Genomic DNA, 17,402 nt, shown 5'->3' with positions numbered 1-17,402 from the left:
ATCACCGCGATGAGGACCTCTTACCCCTTGTTTTACAGCTCATGAAGCGGGTCTCCATCACTGAAATTGAGCCAATTCTGGTCCGAAATAGTTAGGAATTACCTTTTGCTTTATCCGCCTTCAGGTGGATGGCGCCTTGACCCCCGTCAAGGGCCTCGAAAACCGGGCCGATGCGGAAGCGTTGTCGGCTCCCGCGCCCGGATCGGGTCCAGGTCCGGACGCCCTCGCCGGACCAGAAAGGGCGCCCGAAGGCGCCCTTGTCGTTACATCACTTCAGCTTGAAGTCGCCGAGTTTCCTCTTCACCGGCGCATTCTTGAGCTGTACATACTTCGGCATGCCGTCACGACCGTAGGGCGGGTAGTCCTCGCCCTGGATCAGCGGCAACAGGTAATCGCGGCAGCGCTTGGTGATGCCGAAGCCGTCGCGGGAGATGAAGCCCTTGGGCATCATCTTCTCGACATTGGCAACACGCGACAGTTTCGCCTCGCCGATCTTCCAGCGATAGGGCTTGTTGGAGGTGCGCACGATGGTCGGCATGACCGAGTTCTTGCCGGCCAGGGCCATCTCCACGGCCGCCTTGCCCAGCGCGTAGGCCTGGTCCACGTCGCTCTTGGAGGCGATATGGCGGGCGGCACGCTGCAGGTAGTCGGCCACGGCCCAGTGATACTTGTAGCCCAGCTTGTCGCGGATCATGCCGGCGATCACCGGCGCCACGCCGCCGAGCTGCGCATGCCCGAAGGCATCCTTCAGGCCCTGGTCGGCCAGGAACTTGCCGGAGCGGTCGCGCACGCCTTCCGAGACCACGATGGAGCAGTAGCCGTACTGCTTCACCTTTTCCTTCACCGCGCGCAGGAACTTCGTCTGGTTGAAGGTCACTTCCGGGAACAGGATCACGATGGGCAGGTCGCAGTCCTCGCTCGCGGCCATGCCGCCGGCGGCGGCGATCCAGCCTGCGTGCCGTCCCATGACCTCCAGCACGAAGATCTTGGTCGAGGTCTTGGCCATGGAGGCCACGTCGAAGCTGGCCTCGCGGGTGGAGATGGCGATGTACTTGGCCACCGAGCCGAAGCCGGGGCAGTTGTCGGTGATGGGGAGGTCGTTGTCCACCGTCTTGGGCACATGGATCGCCTGGATCGGGTAGCCCATCTTCTTGGAGAGCTGGGAGACCTTCAGGCAGGTGTCGGCCGAATCGCCGCCACCGTTGTAGAAGAAGTAGCCGATGTTGTGGGCCTCGAAGACCTCGATCAGGCGCTCGTACTCGCGGCGGTTTTCCTCCAGGCTCTTCAGCTTGTAGCGGCAGGAACCAAAGGCGCCGGACGGTGTGTGGCGGAGGGCGGCGATGTTGCGCGCCGGTTCCTTGCTGGTGTCGATGAGGTCCTCGGTGAGCGCGCCAATGATGCCGTTGCGGCCGGCATAGACCTTGCCGATGCGGTCCTTGTGCTTGCGCGCGGTTTCGATCACGCCGCAGGCGCTGGCGTTGATGACGGCGGTCACGCCGCCGGACTGGGCATAGAAGGCATTCTTGCGTTCGCTCGATCTGGCCATGGCACTACTCCCCATCTTTTGCGTGTGTGTTTTGACTTGTCCGGTGCCGCCGCCCGGCTCGGACACCCGGCATTCAGTTCGGTGTCTGGCGCCAGTCGCTCCGCCAGGGCGTGGTATCCCCAAGCGACCGGGCGGGCAGTTACGCGCCCGGCGCAGCCATCGTACGCCCGGCCATCGGTTTCGGATCTCCGGCGCAGGTCATCGAGGGGGCTGCGGCCCGCGCCCCGGAGCCCTCGCTTGCGGCCGCGGTCCGAGTCCCGGAACCCGGCAGGCCCGAACCGCGCGTGGAGCGCTCGTCGAGGGCGGTCGTGAGGGCGCGGGGGTCCGAGGCGTCGAAGTCCGGGATCTTGGTCATGTCGCGTGAATGGCCGAAGGGTGGGCGCGAACAACGCCGCCAGGGCCTAACTGTCCAGTCCCCAAGAAGTTTTTCGATTTGCTTCGTTGACTCAGTGCAACGTGAGCAGTTAGCTTAGCGGGAGGGTTCTGCAAGAGCCATCTAAAAATTTGTATAAGCCCATGCAAAATACTTAATGACTTTGGGTGAATGGCGTTCCAGGCTTGGTGGAACGGCGGGGCGACAACCATCACAAAGGACGGAAGGGGCCAGAATGAGAATCGTACTGCTGGGAGCGCCGGGCTCCGGAAAGGGGACCCAGGCGGCGCGCATCGAGGCGAAGTATGGGATACCGCAGATCTCTACCGGTGACCTGTTGCGGGCAGCGGTGGCAGAGGGCACGCCGCTGGGCCGGATGGCCAAGGCAGCCATGGATGCCGGCCAGCTGGTTTCCGACGAGATCGTGCTGGGCATCATCCGTGAGCGGCTGCGCAAGCCGGATGCGCGCAAGGGCTTCATCCTCGACGGCTTCCCGCGCAATCTCGCCCAGGCCGAAGCGCTCGACCAGCTGCTCGATGAGCTCGGGCGCCCGCTGCAGGCCGTGATCCTGATCGACGTCGACTTCGACGCCCTGATGCAGCGCCTGACCGGCCGCTATACCTGCCTGTCCTGCGGCGCCACCTACAACATCTACTCCAACCCGCCGCGCGTGGACGGCGTCTGCGATCGTTGCGGCGGCACCCTGCATCATCGCGCCGACGACAACGAGGAGACCATCGGCAATCGTCTCCGGGTGTACGAGACCCAGACCGCCCCGCTGATCGACTACTACGGTCGACAGGGGACGCTGCGCCGTGTCCAGGGCCAGGCCGATGTCGAGGACGTGTTCCGTGCCATCGTCCGGGTGCTCGACCAGTTGCCGAAGGAATCCGTCCGTCCTGCGAAGGGGAAGGCCGCGCCGAGCCGCGCCGCACAAGCAATCGCCGCCCAGCGCGCCCGTCAGCAGTCCGATGGTGCTGCCGCCGCGGGCAAGGCGGCCGCCAGGGGCGGGCAGTCCGCCGGCAAGACGGCTGCCACCGTGAAAAAGGCTGCCGATAAAAAGGCCGCCGGCAAGGCCCCGGCAAAGAAAAAGGCCGCCGCGAAGAAGGTCGTGGTGAAGAAGGCAGTCACCAGGAAGGCCGTCGGCAAGAAGGCTGCGGTGAAGAAGAAGGTGGCAGCGAAGAAGGCCGTTGCGAAAAGGAAACCGTCGGCGAAGAAGAAGGTCGCCAGGAAGTCTGCCACCGTGAAAGCGCCTGTGGCGAAAAAGACTGCCACCAGGAAGAAGGCCGCGAAGAAGAAGTCTGCGACGAAGAAAAAGGCCGTGGCCAGGAAGAAGGTTGCGGCGAAGAAGGCGCCCGTGAAGAAGAAACCGGTGGCGAAGAAGAAGGCGGGGGCGGGCAAGAAGGCTGCAGCGAAGAAGAAGCCGACCGCCAGGAAGAAGGTTGCGAAAAAGGCCGCAGCAAAGAAGAAGCCGGCAGCGAAAAGGAAGGTCACCAGAAAGAAGGCAGCGAAGAAGAAACCGGCCCGCGGCAAGGGTGCGCGCCGTCGCTAGCGGTCGGCCGTGTTCCTGACCCGCTCGAGTCCGTCACTGGCCGCGCTGCTGGCGGCCATGTTCGTTGCCCTGTTCATCTGGTCCGCGATCGAGCCCCATTCCCGCGCCGTCTGGATCGCCGAGGCCCTGCCGCTGGTGCTGGTGTTCGCGGTGCTGGCCTGGCTGTATCGGCGTTTCCGGTTCTCGAATGCCGCCCTGCTGCTGATGTCGGTCTGGCTCTGTTGGCACACGATTGGCGCCCACTACACCTTCGCCGAGGTGCCCTTCGACTGGTTCAACGAACTGATCGGCTCCGAGCGCAACCAGTTCGATCGCATCGGGCATTTTTCGGTCGGCTTCTACGCCTTTGCCATTGCCGAGTGGCTGACCCGCCGACGGCATTGCGGTACCGGGCTGGCGCTGCTGTTTGCGCTCTTCGCCATCATGAGCGTCGCCGCCGGCTACGAGATCATCGAATGGTGGTATGCCGTCGCCGAGGGCGGCGATGCCGGCGCCGCCTTTCTGGGTTCGCAGGGCGACGAATGGGACGCGCAGAAGGACATGCTGGCCGATACCCTCGGTGCCGTCTTCTCGCTCGGCCTGTTCCTCTGGCTCCGACCCGACCGCACTGCCACCAAGAGCGTCCCGTAGGATGGGCAAAGCGAAGCGTGCCCATCACCGGAGGAAGAGCCGGGAGACGACGTATGCGTCTCTGCGGCCTCTGCATTCCTGCGGGCTGCAGGGCCGCGCCCATCACATCGGTGGTAAAAACCTGATGGGCACGTCGCTACGCGACTTTGCCCATCCTACTGGAACTGCCGGTTGTCCCCGTGGTGATAGGGGCGTTGCCACGCGACTCTGCCTATCCTGCCGGAACTGCAATGATCCTTTCCGCGGGTTCGGTGGATTCCGTGGCGTTCTGTCCTTGCCCCCTCAGCGCCCCAGCCAGCGTTCCGAGAGCAGGTCGAGGCTGCCGAAGAACCATTCGGCGAAGCGTTCATGCGCCGGCCGGGCCAGCCAGCGTTCCAGCAGGATTTCCCGTGACTCGGCGAGGTCGTGCTCGAACATGTCGGCGACCTGGCTGGCGAAACCGGCATCGAGGATTTCCTGGCTGGCTTCGAGATTCCAGCGCAGGTTCCAGCGGTCCAGGTTGCTGGAACCGATCACCACCCAGTCGTCGCAGAGTGCGACCTTCTGGTGGGTGAAGCGCGGCTGGTATTCGTGGATGCGCACCCCGGCGCGCAGCAGCCGCGTATAGAAGCGGCGGCCGGCGTGGCGTACGGCCGGATGGTCGGTCAGCGGCCCGGGCAGCAGCAGCCGCACGTCGAGCCCGCGCCGCGCGGCGTGTGCCAGCGCCCGTCGCAGACGACGGCTGGGGATGAAATAGGCCGTGGCAATCCAGACACGGCGCCGGGCACGGCGAATCGAGCGGCGCAGGTGGCGCCTGATCGCGGAGCGCTGCAGGCTGACCGATTCGGCCACCCGGCCGCGCATGTCGCCCCGCGGGGTTGCCGGCAGCAGCGCCAGTGGCCGTTGCGACCAGCGCGCGTGGTTGCGCAGGAACACCTGTTGCCAGTCGTGCAGCACCTCGCCTTCGATGCGCACCGCCGTTTCCCGCCAGGGTGCGGGTGAAGTCTCCGGGTTGAATTCGTCGGTGATGCCGAAACCGCCGGTGAAGGCGGTGTGGTTGTCGATCAGCAGCAGCTTGCGGTGATCCCGGAACAGGTTGCGACGGCGCTTGCCCGGGCGAATGGGGTTGTAGAAGCAGAGTTCCACGCCGGCGTCGACCAGCCGCTGCCGGTCGGCTGTGCGCAGCCCGTGGCTGCCGAAATCGTCGAGCAGCAGATGAACGGCCACGCCGCGTCGGGCCGCCGTGGTCAGGGCCTCGATGAAGCGGTCCGCGGTGCGGCCGCTCTCCATGAGGTAGAGTTCCAGCAGGATGCGTTGCCGCGCCTGGCCGATGGCGTCCAGCATTGCGGGCAGAAAGACGCCGCCATCGACCAGCAGTTCGAAGCGGTTGCCGTCGCGCCAGCACCCGAAGTCCCCGTTGTCGGTCCCGGCCATGGCGCCACGCTACCCGGCGGACCGCGCCGGTGCAAGGCTGCGACGGTCGGGTAGAATGGACGCAAGCCAACGGAGCACTGCATGAACGCCCTGATCCGCATCTTCATCGACATCTGCCTGCTGCGCGCGGGCCCGCAGCGGCTGCCGCACTCGACGGCGCTGATGTGGCTGAGCGTCGCGGCCTATGCCACGGTGGGCGTGGTCTCCGGGCTGAGCTACTTCGGTGACTGGCGTGCGCTCGGTGCCAGCCTGCTCGACACCCTGCTGCTGGCCGCCACGCTGCAGCTGGTGCTGGGCATCGGCGGACACCGCGAGCGGCTGACCAAGGCCCTGACGGCAGTGACCGGAAGTTGGGCGCTGATCGGGCTGCTGGCGCTGCCGCTGCTGTTTGCGGTCAATCGGGCCGCCGAGGGCGAGGGCGGCGGTGCGCTGCTCGGCCTGCTGGTGCTGCTGGGCTGGAGTCTGGCCATTCTTGGGCATGTGTTGCGCCATGCGCTGGAGATCTCGCTGATGGCGGGGCTGGGCATCAGCGTGGCCTATTTCCTGATATCACAGATCCTGGTACAGGCGGTGTTTCCCCTTCCGGTCTCCTGAGGTGACATGAATTGAACATTCACATCCTGGGCATCTGTGGCACCTTCATGGGCGGCATCGCCCTGCTGGCGCGCGAGGCGGGCATCGATGTCAGCGGTTCCGACGCCGGCGTCTATCCGCCCATGAGCACGCAGCTCGCCGAACAGGGTATTGCGCTGAAGGAAGGCTACGCCGCCGACAACCTGCCGGAGAGGGTCGACGAGGTGGTGATCGGCAATGCCCTGTCGCGCGGCAACCCCGAGGTCGAGGCCGTGCTCGACCGCGGGCTGCCCTACACCTCGGGGCCGGAGTGGCTGGCGCGGCACATCCTGCGCGACCGCTGGGTGCTGGCCGTTGCCGGCACCCATGGCAAGACTTCCACCGCCAGCATGCTGGCCTGGATACTGGAGCATGCCGGCCTGTCCCCGGGTTTCCTGATCGGCGGCGTGCCGGCCAACTTCGGGGTGAGTGCGCGGCTGGGCAAGGCGCCCTTCTTCGTGGTCGAGGCCGACGAGTACGACACCGCCTTCTTCGACAAGCGCTCCAAGTTCGTGCACTACCGGCCGCGCACGCTGGTACTCAACAACCTGGAGTTCGATCACGCCGACATCTTCCCCAACCTCGAGGCCATCCAGCGCCAGTTCCATCACCTGATCCGCACCGTGCCGGGCAAGGGCCTGATCATCGAGAACGCCAACGACGGCAACCTCGCCGAGGTGCTGGAAATGGGCTGCTGGACGCCAACGGAAACGGTCTCCGTCGGCGAGTTCCCGGCCCAGTGGCAGGCGCGGCCGCTGGCGGCCGATGCCCATCGTTTCGAGGTGCTGTTCGAGGGCGAGCCGCAGGGCACGGTCGAATGGGACCAGATCGGCCTGCACAACATGCACAACGCCCTCGCCGCGCTGGCCGCGGCGCGCCATGCCGGGGTGCCGCCCGCGGCCGGGATCGAGGCGCTGGGTGCGTTCCGCGGCGTGAAGCGCCGCATGGAGGTGCGTGGCGTGGTGCGCGATGTGACCGTTATCGACGACTTCGCCCACCATCCGACCGCCATCGCCACCACGCTCGCCGGGCTGCGCCGGCGCATGAACGGTGGCCGCATCCTCGCCATCCTCGAGCCCCGTTCCAACACCATGCGCATGGGCGTGCACCGCGACCGGCTGGCGCCGGCGCTGGACGCGGCCGATGCCGTCTGGTTCTTCCGCCCGCCGGAACTTGGCTGGGATCTGGCCGAGGCCACGCGCCTGCTGCGCCCACCCTCCCGCATCCACGACGACATCGACGCCATCGTTCGCGAGGCCGCCCGCGCCGCCCGTCCGGGCGACGTGATCCTGGTCATGAGCAACGGCGGCTTCGGCGGCATCCACGAGCGGCTGCTGGCGGCGCTGGGCGAGGCGACGAGCGGATCCCGTCCGGAGTGAGTTGCCGCCCCTTGTTGCCTTTCAACGAGCGAAGCTGCACACTGCCGGCTGCCGCCCTGGTGCAACATGCGGGTCTACATGGGAACACATGCACGCCAGCCCGTCGCCCTCGCCATCACCGGTGCCTCGGGTGCCCACTATGCCCTGCGTCTGCTCGAATGCCTGGTCGAGGCTGGCGAGCAGGTACAGCTCATGGTCTCCGAGCCGGGGCAGATCGTCATCGCCATGGAGACAGACATCAAGCTGCCGGGCCGGCCGGCCGAGATGCAGCGCTTTCTGACCGAGTATTTCGCCGCCGACGAGGATCAGATCCGGGTATTCGGACGCAAGGAATGGACAGCGCCCGTGGCCAGCGGCTCCAGCGCCCCGCGCGCCATGGTGGTCTGCCCCTGCACCATGGGCACGCTGGCCGCCATCGCCTGCGGTGCCAGCAGCAGCCTCATCGAGCGTGCCGCCGACGTGGTGCTCAAGGAACGTCGCCGACTGATCCTGGTGCCGCGCGAGACGCCCTTCTCCGAAATCCATCTCGAGAACATGCTGCGCCTCGCGCGCATGGGCGCGGTCATGCTCGCCGCCAATCCCGGCTTCTACCACCGCCCCGAGGGCATTGAGGACCTGGTCGACTTCATCGTCGCCCGCATCCTCGACCACCTCGAGGTCCCGCACACCCTTTCCAGCCGCTGGGGCGAGACCGGGCCGCTGGACTGAAGGTTGTAAAGATCGTCACGGAAGACACTGAATCCACGGAAAGGACGATGTGTATTGATGGGCACGCTTCGCTTTGCCCATCCTACAAGAGATGCTTCAGTAGGATGGGCAAAGGCGCGTAGCGACTTGCCCATCACGACAGGGACAGCCGACAGGCGACGCAGAGCACGCCGAGGCCTTCACAACCAAACATGCGATTGCTCTGTGCCTCCGCGGCCTCAGTCTCTTGTAGGATGGGCAAAGCGAAGCGTGCCCATCACATATCCCCCTTTCCATAGATTTCAGTGGCGCTCAGTGTTCCCGAAATCCTCGGCGCCCTGTCCTTCGCGCACCAGCAGCACCCGCCCGCTCCAGCCGGGGTGCCGCGCCTCGGGCGGGGCACGCACAACGCGCCATTCGAGCGGCGGGGCGAGGGCGGCCTGCAGCCGGTCCAGCGGCGTGTCGAAGTCCGGCGCCGTTTCCAGCCAGCGCAGCAGCAGACCCTCGCGCAGCCGCAGTTCGCTCGAACTGCCGACCCACAGGGGACGGTCCGGACCCGACAGCGCAAAGTCCGACGGCCACAGCCGGAGCACGAACAGTTGCCCGTTCTGGTGACGTATCAGGCGCAGCGACTCGTGGTGGCCATCATGGACCTGCGGCAGCACAGGCAGCTTCGAGGGATCGGACTGCGGTGACAACCACAGCAAGGCGCGCTGCCAGTCCAGTGCGGGCGGGCGGGCCCAGCCGCGTGTTGCCAGTTCTCGCTCCAGCGCAGCCAGCTCGCCGGCGTATTGCAGGTTAAGGGGCTGGGTACGGCGGTTGGCGATGTCGGCGCGATGGTCGGGCAGGGCGGCCCAGCCGATGTCCCACCAGGTCGCCGCCGCCATGCGTTCCACCCCTGTCTGCGGCTGGTAGCGGGCGAGGTCCGTATCCAGTCGCTGGCTGGCGTAAAAGGCGGTGATGCCGGCGAGCAGGATCGCGAACACGGCCGAGGTGCCCGCCGGCGACAGGGGCTCGGCCGGGTGGCGACGATAGGCGATGCCGAACAGGGCCACCGTCGCCAGGCCCAGCGACAGCCCGCCGAGCACGTCGGACAGCCAGTGGGCGCCGAGATACAGGCGCGAGAAGGCGATCAGGCTGACCAGCAGGCTGGCCAGGGTATAGGGCAGCCAGCGCCAGGGGCCGCGCAGCTCGCGGGCCACGATGACGGCGAGGAAGCCGTAGCAGACGGTGGCCAGTGTGGCGTGGCTGCTCGGGAAGGCGTAGGCGCTGATGCCTTCATAGAGCGCCATGGGCCGCGGTGCCTGTATCCAGAGCTTGAGTAGCCGGACGAGCACGGCGGCCACGGCGAAGGCCGCGACCCAGTGGACCGTCGCGCGCCAGTGGCGGCCCGCCAGCAGCCACAGGCAGGTGCCGACGAGCACGCCCAGCAGCACGGTGGCGTCGCCCAGTTCCGTGATCAGCACCATGAGCCGGTCGGCCAGTGGCGTGCGCAGCTCCATCATCGCCGCATGCACCAGGGCATCGGTGCCGGAGAGGAAGCCGGTGAGCAGGGTGGCGAACAGCAGGCTGGCCACGCCCAGCAGCATCGCCAGTACTGCCAGGCCGCGGGCCTCGGGATGATCGGGGTCCAGCAGCGCGCCGGCCAGCGGCGCGATCACCGGATGGCCGCGGCTCCAGGCCTGGATGCGATTGAGCAGGCGGTTTGCATGGGGATACAGCCAGCGCACCAGGCGGTAGGTCAGCCAGCCGCTCAGCCACAGCAGGCCCAGCAGCAGGATCAGCAGCAGCGCCAGCCGGCCCGCAACCTCCGCCGCCAGCCCCACCGAGGCCCCGAAGGCCACGCCGGGCAGGATGTAGGCCGGCGCCCACAGCAATGCCGACAGCAGGTTGACCGTCAGGAAGCGCAAGGGCGGCATGTTCAGCATGCCCGCCACCGCCGGCAGGATGGGACGGACCGGTCCCACGAAGCGGGCCAGCACCACGCTTTTGCCGCCATGCTTGTGGAAGAAGTCCACGCCGTGATTGACCAGCCGCGGATACTGGCGGAAGGGCCACATCACCCGCAGCCGCTGGTGATAGTGCCGGCCCAGCCAGAAGCTCACGCCGTCGCCCAGCACCGCGCCCGCCGCGGCCCACAGCAGGGTCGGACCCAGCTCCAGCGCGCCGGTGGCGACGATGGCGCCGATGCCGAACATGATGACCGCGCCGGGCAGGAACAGGCCGACGATGGCCAGTGACTCCAGCGCCGCGGTGACGAAGATGGCCAGGTTCGCCCAGTGCGGGTGCAACTGGATCCAGGTCACGGTCTGGTCCATGAGTTGCCCGAAGAACTGGGACAGGGCGCTGAGCATGGGGGGATTATAAGGGCGTCAGGCGTGATGGGTGAGGGCGCGTAGCCCGGATGCAGGCTGAAGGCCGGAATCCGGGGTAACAGGACTTCCCGGATTCCGCTTGCGCTGCATCCGGGCTACGAGGCTTTGATGGCGGCGGGTGGAACGCGGAGTCCGGCGAGCAACCGGGGCACGGAGAAAAGCACGTTTCAAAAACTCTGCGGTCTCCGCGCTCTGCGTTCAGGTGCCGCGATCCGGGAAGATCCGCCAGTGCCGCGTCTGCCCCAGCGTACGGGGCGGCCTCAACTCATGCCGGCGAACACGGCCTCGGCGGCAGCGAGCGTTTCGTCGATGGCCGCGTCGTCATGGGCGGCGGAGACGAAACCGGCCTCGTAGGCCGAGGGGGCGAGATAGACGCCGCGTTCGAGCATTTCGTGGAAGAACAGCCTGAAGCGGTTCAGGTCGCACTGCCCGACCTGGTAGAAGTTTTCCACCCGCTCGGCGTCGGTGAAGAACAGGCCGAACATGCCGCCGACGCTGTTCGCGGTCATGGCAATGCCATGGGCGCGGGCGCGCTCGACGATGCCGTCGGCCAGGCGACGGGTCTTTTCCGCGAGCAGCTCGTAGAAGTTGGGGGTCTCGGTGCCGCGCAGGGTGGCCAGCCCGGCGGCCATGGCCACCGGGTTGCCCGACAGGGTGCCGGCCTGGTAGACGGGGCCGAGCGGCGCGATCTGTTCCATGATCTCGCGCTTGCCGCCGAAGGCGCCGACCGGCAGGCCGCCGCCGACCACCTTGCCCAGCGTGGTCAGGTCGGGCGTGACGCCGTACAGGCCCTGCGCCCCCGAGGGCCCGACGCGGAAGCCGGTCATGACCTCGTCGAAGATGAGCACGGATTCGTACTGATCGCAGACCTCGCGCAGCCCTTCCAGAAAACCCGGGGCGGGCGGCACGCAGTTCATGTTGCCCGCCACGGGCTCGACGATGACGGCGGCGATCTGGCCGCCGACATGGGCGAAGGCCTCGCGCACCTGGTCGAGGTTGTTGTACTCCAGGGTGATGGTGTGTTCGGCCAGCGCCACCGGCACGCCCGGCGAGGTCGGCACGCCGAGGGTGAGCGCGCCCGAGCCGGCCTTGACCAGCAGGGAATCCGAATGGCCGTGGTAGCAGCCCTCGAACTTGACGATCTTGTCCCGCCCGGTGAAGCCGCGCGCCAGCCGGATGGCGCTCATGGTGGCCTCGGTGCCCGAGCTGACCATGCGTACCATGTCCATCGACGGCACCCGCTCGCAGAGCAGGTCGGCCATCTCGATCTCGATCTCCGTCGGCGCGCCGAAGCCCAGCCCGCGCGCCGCTGTTTCCTGCACCGCCCGCAACACATCCGGGTGGGCATGGCCCAGGATCATCGGTCCCCAGGAGGCGACATAGTCGAGGTAACGCCGGCCGTCGGCATCATACAGGTACGGCCCCTCGCCACGCTCGAAGAACACCGGCTCGCCGCCCACGCCCTTGAAGGCGCGCACGGGGGAGTTCACGCCGCCGGGGATATGCCGCTGGGCACGCTGGAACAGGTCATGGGATCGGGTCATGGGGTACCTCGGGGTTGGAAGTCAGGAGCGGAAGTCAGGAGTCAGAAGCCAGAAGTCGGGATTCGGCAGTCAGGTGCCGGAAGCCGATGGGCCATTTTCCGGGCTGGATTCCGGGTTGGCAAGGCGCGCGGCGCCGGGCTATTCCCGGTTCCGGGAAAACAGGCCGGCCAGCGCGCGTGCGGCGGCCTCGATGTCCGGCTGGCCGAAGACGCCGTGAATGACGGCCAGCATGTCAGCGCCGGCAGCGATGAGCCCGGCCCCGTTGTCCGCGGTGATGCCGCCGATGGCGGCCAGCGGTCGCCCCAGGCGGCGCGCGTCGCCGAGCAGCGCCGGGTCGGCCGGCAGGGCATCGGGCTTGGTGCGCGAGGGAAAGAAACGGCCGAAGGCGAGATAGTCGGCCTCGGCCGCGAACCGCTCTGCACGCGCGGGGTCGGCATAGCAGGACACGCCGATGATGGCCGACTCGCCCAGCAGACGGCGCGCCTCGGCGACCGGGGCATCGTCGCGCCCCAGGTGCACGCCATGGGCCCCGGCCTTGGCCGCCAGCTCGGGATCGTCGTTGACGATCAGCAGGGCGTCCGATTCGCTGCAGAGTCGTGCCAGCCCCCGCGCCTGAGCGAGGCGGCGGTCGCGGTCCCTGCCCTTGTCGCGATACTGGACCAGCCGCGCGCCGCCCCGGATGGCCGCGGCCACGCCCGCCAGCAGGCGTTCGTCCGGCAGCAGGACCGGATCGGTGATGGCATAGAGGCCGCGCAGGCGGGGATCGGGCGGGGTCATGTCCGGGGCAACAGGGATTCCCGGCTTCCGCTGCGCTCCATCCGGGCTACACTTCGAACGTCTCACGCCTCATCCGACTGCGCCCAGAACAACCGGTTCGGCAGCGACTGGCCCATGCCGACGCGGTAGCCGTGCTTGAGCGTCTCCCAGGTGTATTCCTGGGCCTCGTGAATGGCGCTGAAGGGTTCCAGCCCCTGTGCCAGCAGGCCGGCGATGCTGGCGGCGAGAGTACAGCCGGAGCCGTGGAACTGGCCGTTGATGCGCTCCCAGGTGAAGCTCTCCAGCAGGCGGTTGTTGCCATACAGGCGGTTGACCACGTGCGGCGTGTTTTCGTGGGTGCCGGTGATGAGCACGAATTCGCAGCCGCGTTCCAGCAGTGACATGGCGCAGGCATCGAGGCTGTCCGCCTCGGGCGACAGGATGCGCGCCTCCACGCTGTTGGGCGTGAGCACGGTGGTGTGCGGCAGCAGAAGGCTGTCCATGGCCTCCAGTACCTCGTCGTCGGCCAGCCCGGTGCCCTTGCCCGAGGCCAGCACCGGATCGAGTACCACCGGGATGTTGGGATAATCCTCCAGCACCGCGCTGATGCTCTCGACCACGTCGGCACTGCCCAGCAGGCCGATCTTGATGCCGGCCACCGGCATGTCCTCCAGCACGGCGCGTGCCTGCTCCATCACCAGCAGGCCGTCCAGCGGCGCGATGCTCTGCACGTCCTGGGTGTCCTGTACCGTCAGCGTGGTGATGATGGGCGCGCAGTGGCAACCGTGGCTGACCAGCGACTCGATGTCGGCCTGGATGCCGGCGCCGCCGCTGGGATCGTTGCCGGAGAAGGCGAGGACGACGGGAACGGGGGAACTGGCCTGGCTCATGGGCGGGCGATTCTGCTCGGCTGGGATACGGCGGCCAAGTGTATCACCAGGCCACCGGCTATCGCGCCGGCAGGGTGCCGGCCAGCCGGCCCAGCAGGCTGAGCCGGGCGCTGGACTCGAAGGAACAGGTGCGCTTGTAGGCCAGATCCAGGTTCGGCGCGCACACGTACACGCCATGGCCACGGACCACGCACACCGGGAAGCGCGCCAGGCTGGCGGCGACCCGCCGGGGCGACTCGCTGACATAGTCGTCGAAGGCGATGTCCAGTACCGGGATCCTTTCGAAGTAGTAACGGCCCTCGAAGTCGTCGGGCACGAAGTCGTGGCCGTCCAGGGTCATGGCGATCGCGTGCGGGCCATGGCTGTGCAGCACCGTGGCGGCATCGGCGACCCGTCGGTACACCGCCTGGTGCAGCGGCGCGTCGAGCGAGGCGCCGTCGGGAATCTCGCCCTCGACCGGACAGCGCACCAGGTCGTCGGCCTCCAGGCTGTCGGCACAGGCGCCGGTGGGCGTGATCCAGAAGTCGTCGCCCTCGCGCACCGAGGCATTGCCGCTGTGGGAGTCATTGAGGCCGTGCCGGCGCAGCCAGCGATGGGTTCGGACCAGTGCCTCTCGGGAGTTCATGGTGAGACGCAAGATACAAGATGCAAGAGGCGGGATACAAGGGGTTGCAGGGCGTGCAGGGGCGCGCAGCGACATGCCCAACACCGGCAACGAATCGGTTAGAATGGGCGGCATTCCTGAATTTGATATGCGACAGGGCAGGGACAGAGGGATGGTCATGGGATTCGGGCGGGCGACGCCCGCCGGCGGGCGCGAGCGGGGCTTCACCCTGATCGAGATCATGGTGGTGGTGGTGATCCTCGGCATCCTCGCCGCCATCGTGGTGCCGCGCATCATGGACCGGCCGGACGAGGCGCGCATCGTCAAGGCCCGCCAGGACATCCGTGCGCTGGAAGCGGCGCTGAACCTCTACCGGCTCGACAACTACGACTATCCCAGCACCGATCAGGGCCTGGAAGCGCTGGTGAAGAAGCCGACCGATCCCGAGCCGCCGCGCTGGAAGGCCGGGGGCTATATCGACCGCTTGCCGAAGGATCCCTGGGGGCGCCCCTACCAGTACCTGAACCCGGGCCAGCACGGCGCCATCGACCTCTATTCGCTGGGGCCCGACGGTCGTCCCAGCGACGACGACATTGGCAACTGGAATCTCGAGTAACGGCCGGTTTCGTTCCGGCGGCTTCACCCTGCTGGAACTGCTGGTCGTCATCGCCCTGATCGGCATCATCCTCACCTTCGCCACCCTCAACCTCGGCGGCGACCGCCGCGCCGAACGTCTCGAAGAGGCCGCGGAGCGCTTCCGCCAGCTCACCCGGCTTGCCGCCGAACAGGCCGTGCTGCGTGGCGAGGAATGGGGCCTGGCCCTGGACGAGGCGGGCTATCGCTTCCTCTATCTCGAGGACGACGGCTGGCGGCCGGTGGCGGACCCCACCTTCCGGCCGCGGCACTGGCCCGAGGGCATCGAGGCCCGGTTGCTGCTGGACGGCCAGCCGGCGGCACTTGCCGATGCCGCCGATGGAGACGCTGACGCCCCGTCGCCCGACATCCTGTTGTTGTCCTCCGGCGAGCTGACCGGCTTCGAGCTGGTGCTGCGCGATGCCGGCACCGAGCATGTGGCGCGCGTCTTCGGCTACCCCGACGGCCGCCTCGAACGCCACGCGGAAGCGACATGAGGCAGGCCCGCGGCTTCACCCTGCTGGAAGTGCTGGTGGCGCTCGCCGTGCTGGCGCTGGCGCTGTTCGCCGCCGTGCGCGCCGTGGGCGACTACACCGGCAACCAGGCCTACCTGCAGGAACGCACCCTCGCGCACTGGATCGCCCGCAACCGGCTTGTCGAGCTGCAACTCGCGCGGGAATGGCCGGCCGTGGGCCGGGCCAGCGACCGGCTGCGCTTCGCCGGCCGCGACTGGATCTGGCAGACCCGCGTCGAGCCCACCCCGGATGCCGACGTGCGCCGGGTGCTGATCCGGGTGCGGCCGGCCAACGCCGGCGAGGACGAGGTGCTGGCCGAACTCACCGGCTACCTGGGACGGCCGGAATGAGGCGGCACGGCGGCTTCACCCTCATCGAACTGCTGGTGGCGCTGGCCATCTTCGCCGTGCTCGCGCTGCTGGCCTACGGCGGCCTGAACACGGTGATGAGCACCCGTGCGGCGGTCGCGGAGCAGGCCGAGGCGCTGGGCCGCCTGCAGCTGCTGTACCGCCGGCTGGAGCGTGATCTCACCCAGGCCGTCGACCGGCCGGTGCGCGACGCCTTCGGGGACCGGCGCCCGGCGCTGCTCGGCCATCTCGACGGCAATCTCGTCGAATTGACCCGCGCCGGCTGGCGCAATCCGGCCGGGCAGCCGCGCAGCGAGCTGCGGCGGGTGGTCTGGCGCCTGACCGACGACGGCGGCCTGGAGCGGGCGGGCTGGTGGGCGCTGGATCGGGTGCAGGGCGAGGCCCCGCGGCGCGAGCGGCTGGGCGAGGGCATCGAGCGCGCGGAAGTGCGCTTTCTCGACGAGGCCGACGCCTGGCATGAAGAATGGCCCCCGCGCAACCGGCCGCAGGCGCCGGCCCTGCCGCGTGCGGTGGAGCTGATCCTCGAGACCGAAGGCTACGGAGAACTGCGATGGCTGTTCCGGCTGCCGGACGCCAGTCCGGCGTCGCCCTCCTGACCGCGCTGCTGGTGGTGGCGCTGGCGACGCTGGCCGCGGTGGCCATGGCCACCCGGCAGCACTACGACGTGCGGCGCACCGCCAACCAGCTCGATGCCGACCAGGCCGCGGCCTACGCCGCGGGGGTCGAGGACTGGGCGCGGGTGCTGCTGCGGCGCGACCTGGAGGACGGGCCGGTGGATCACCTGGACGAGGACTGGGCCCGTGAACTGCCGCCGCTGGCGGTCACCGGCGGCCAGATCGCCGGCCGTATCGAGGACCTCGAGGGTCGTTTCAATCTCAACAACCTGCTGACCACTGACGGAGCGCCCGACGAACGCGCCGTGGCACGCTTCCGGCGCCTGCTGGAGTTGCTGGAACTGGACCCTGCGCTGGCGAATGCCGTGCTGGACTGGATGGATGCCGATCTCGAAACCCGCTTTCCGGGTGGCGCCGAGGACGACCGCTACAGCACCCGCGAGCCGCCCTATCGTGCCGCCAACGCCCCCTTCGCCAGCGTCAGCGAGCTGCGCCTGGTCGAGGGCTTCGATGCCGAGGCCGTGCGGCGCCTGCGGCCCTACCTGAGCGCCCTGCCGGGACGGGCGTCCGTCAACGTCAACACCGCGCCGCCGCTGCTGCTGCAGGCCCTGTTCCCCGACCTTTCCGCCGCGGACGCCGAGGCGCTGGTGGATGCCCGCAGCGACAAGCCCTTCGACACCGTTGCTGACTTCCTCGCCCACGACACATTCGCCGGCCGGGCGGTCGGCCCCGAGGGTCTGGCCACCGGCAGCGGCCATTTCGCCGTGTTCGCCGATGTCCGCCTCGGCACCGCGCGTGCGCGCCAGGTCTCGGTGCTGGAACGCCAGGGGGGGGATGTGAGCGTGCGCCTGCGGAGTCTTGGGGGATTGTGAGGGGCGTGAGGCGCTGTTGCCCCGGATTCCGGCCTTCGG

At 68.1% G+C, this 17,402-nt stretch carries 16 protein-coding genes and 1 pseudogene; 10 read left to right on the top strand and 7 right to left on the bottom strand.

What is annotated here, in order from left to right; genetic code table 11:
* Positions 1-268 precede the first annotated feature (268 nt).
* On the bottom strand, positions 269-1,546 hold the full coding sequence (locus MVF76_RS02380; RefSeq protein ID WP_297527184.1) for a 6-phosphofructokinase: 1,278 nt from the start codon (positions 1,544-1,546) through the stop codon (positions 269-271).
* Between the two features lie 608 nt (positions 1,547-2,154).
* Here MVF76_RS02380 and MVF76_RS02375 point away from each other — a divergent pair.
* Positions 2,155-2,793, top strand: a pseudogene (locus MVF76_RS02375) (adenylate kinase); the annotation flags it as partial.
* Positions 2,794-3,528: 735 nt separating this feature from the next.
* Positions 3,529-4,101 (top strand): DUF2238 domain-containing protein, encoded by a 573-nt coding sequence (locus MVF76_RS02370; protein WP_317622918.1) that lies wholly within the window; start codon positions 3,529-3,531, stop codon positions 4,099-4,101.
* 282 nt (positions 4,102-4,383) lie between these two features.
* Here MVF76_RS02370 and MVF76_RS02365 read toward each other — a convergent pair whose 3' ends face one another.
* The gene (locus MVF76_RS02365; RefSeq protein ID WP_297527182.1) at positions 4,384-5,514 is read right to left on the bottom strand and encodes a phospholipase D-like domain-containing protein; all 1,131 of its coding nucleotides are present in this window, start codon (positions 5,512-5,514) and stop codon (positions 4,384-4,386) included.
* A gap of 81 nt (positions 5,515-5,595) precedes the next feature.
* Between MVF76_RS02365 and MVF76_RS02360 the strand changes: the two genes are divergently transcribed.
* The 3 genes from MVF76_RS02360 to MVF76_RS02350 all read left to right on the top strand — a co-directional run bounded on the left by MVF76_RS02360 (position 5,596) and on the right by MVF76_RS02350 (position 8,213).
* Entirely contained in the window at positions 5,596-6,108 is a 513-nt protein-coding gene (locus MVF76_RS02360) for a hypothetical protein (protein WP_297527181.1), read from the top strand.
* A gap of 11 nt (positions 6,109-6,119) precedes the next feature.
* Positions 6,120-7,505, top strand: a complete 1,386-nt coding sequence (gene mpl, locus MVF76_RS02355) for a UDP-N-acetylmuramate:L-alanyl-gamma-D-glutamyl-meso-diaminopimelate ligase (RefSeq protein ID WP_297527180.1) — start codon at positions 6,120-6,122, stop codon at positions 7,503-7,505.
* Between the two features lie 78 nt (positions 7,506-7,583).
* The gene (locus MVF76_RS02350; protein ID WP_297527179.1) at positions 7,584-8,213 is read left to right on the top strand and encodes a flavin prenyltransferase UbiX; all 630 of its coding nucleotides are present in this window, start codon (positions 7,584-7,586) and stop codon (positions 8,211-8,213) included.
* Between the two features lie 281 nt (positions 8,214-8,494).
* On the opposite strand, the gene MVF76_RS02345 is transcribed toward MVF76_RS02350, so the two are convergent.
* From MVF76_RS02345 to MVF76_RS02325, 5 genes are all read right to left on the bottom strand, one after another.
* Positions 8,495-10,546 carry a bifunctional DedA family/phosphatase PAP2 family protein gene (locus MVF76_RS02345; RefSeq protein WP_297527178.1) on the bottom strand — a complete coding sequence of 684 codons (2,052 nt, stop codon included), beginning with the start codon at positions 10,544-10,546 and terminating at the stop codon, positions 8,495-8,497.
* 281 nt (positions 10,547-10,827) lie between these two features.
* Entirely contained in the window at positions 10,828-12,111 is a 1,284-nt protein-coding gene (gene hemL, locus MVF76_RS02340; protein ID WP_297527177.1) for a glutamate-1-semialdehyde 2,1-aminomutase, read from the bottom strand.
* 138 nt (positions 12,112-12,249) lie between these two features.
* On the bottom strand, positions 12,250-12,888 hold the full coding sequence (gene thiE / locus MVF76_RS02335; protein ID WP_297527176.1) for a thiamine phosphate synthase: 639 nt from the start codon (positions 12,886-12,888) through the stop codon (positions 12,250-12,252).
* 62 nt (positions 12,889-12,950) lie between these two features.
* Positions 12,951-13,757, bottom strand: coding sequence for a bifunctional hydroxymethylpyrimidine kinase/phosphomethylpyrimidine kinase (gene thiD / locus MVF76_RS02330; RefSeq protein ID WP_297527175.1), 807 nt, complete (start codon positions 13,755-13,757; stop codon positions 12,951-12,953).
* A gap of 58 nt (positions 13,758-13,815) precedes the next feature.
* A complete protein-coding gene (locus MVF76_RS02325) occupies positions 13,816-14,382 on the bottom strand; it encodes a class II aldolase/adducin family protein (protein ID WP_297527174.1) in 567 nt (188 codons plus the stop codon).
* Positions 14,383-14,533: 151 nt separating this feature from the next.
* Between MVF76_RS02325 and gspG the strand changes: the two genes are divergently transcribed.
* Genes gspG through gspK form a run of 5 tightly spaced genes read left to right on the top strand, consistent with a single transcriptional unit; the run spans position 14,534 to position 17,363 of the window.
* Positions 14,534-14,977 carry a type II secretion system major pseudopilin GspG gene (gene gspG, locus MVF76_RS02320; RefSeq protein ID WP_297527173.1) on the top strand — a complete coding sequence of 148 codons (444 nt, stop codon included), beginning with the start codon at positions 14,534-14,536 and terminating at the stop codon, positions 14,975-14,977.
* Positions 14,955-15,491 carry a type II secretion system minor pseudopilin GspH gene (gene gspH, locus MVF76_RS02315; RefSeq protein ID WP_297527172.1) on the top strand — a complete coding sequence of 179 codons (537 nt, stop codon included), beginning with the start codon at positions 14,955-14,957 and terminating at the stop codon, positions 15,489-15,491. The genes gspG and gspH overlap by 23 nt, the downstream gene beginning before the upstream one ends.
* Positions 15,488-15,859 (top strand): type II secretion system minor pseudopilin GspI, encoded by a 372-nt coding sequence (gene gspI, locus MVF76_RS02310; RefSeq protein ID WP_297527171.1) that lies wholly within the window; start codon positions 15,488-15,490, stop codon positions 15,857-15,859. Before gspH ends, gspI begins: the two co-directional genes overlap by 4 nt.
* Positions 15,856-16,473 carry a type II secretion system minor pseudopilin GspJ gene (gspJ, locus tag MVF76_RS02305; protein ID WP_297527170.1) on the top strand — a complete coding sequence of 206 codons (618 nt, stop codon included), beginning with the start codon at positions 15,856-15,858 and terminating at the stop codon, positions 16,471-16,473. Before gspI ends, gspJ begins: the two co-directional genes overlap by 4 nt.
* Positions 16,428-17,363 carry a type II secretion system minor pseudopilin GspK gene (gene gspK / locus MVF76_RS02300; RefSeq protein ID WP_297527169.1) on the top strand — a complete coding sequence of 312 codons (936 nt, stop codon included), beginning with the start codon at positions 16,428-16,430 and terminating at the stop codon, positions 17,361-17,363. The genes gspJ and gspK overlap by 46 nt, the downstream gene beginning before the upstream one ends.
* Positions 17,364-17,402: the final 39 nt, after the last annotated feature.

This window comes from Thiohalobacter sp. (assembly GCF_027000115.1).
Lineage (GTDB): Bacteria > Pseudomonadota > Gammaproteobacteria > Thiohalobacterales > Thiohalobacteraceae > JALTON01.
This window is presented reverse-complemented; position numbering and strand designations above follow the sequence as displayed.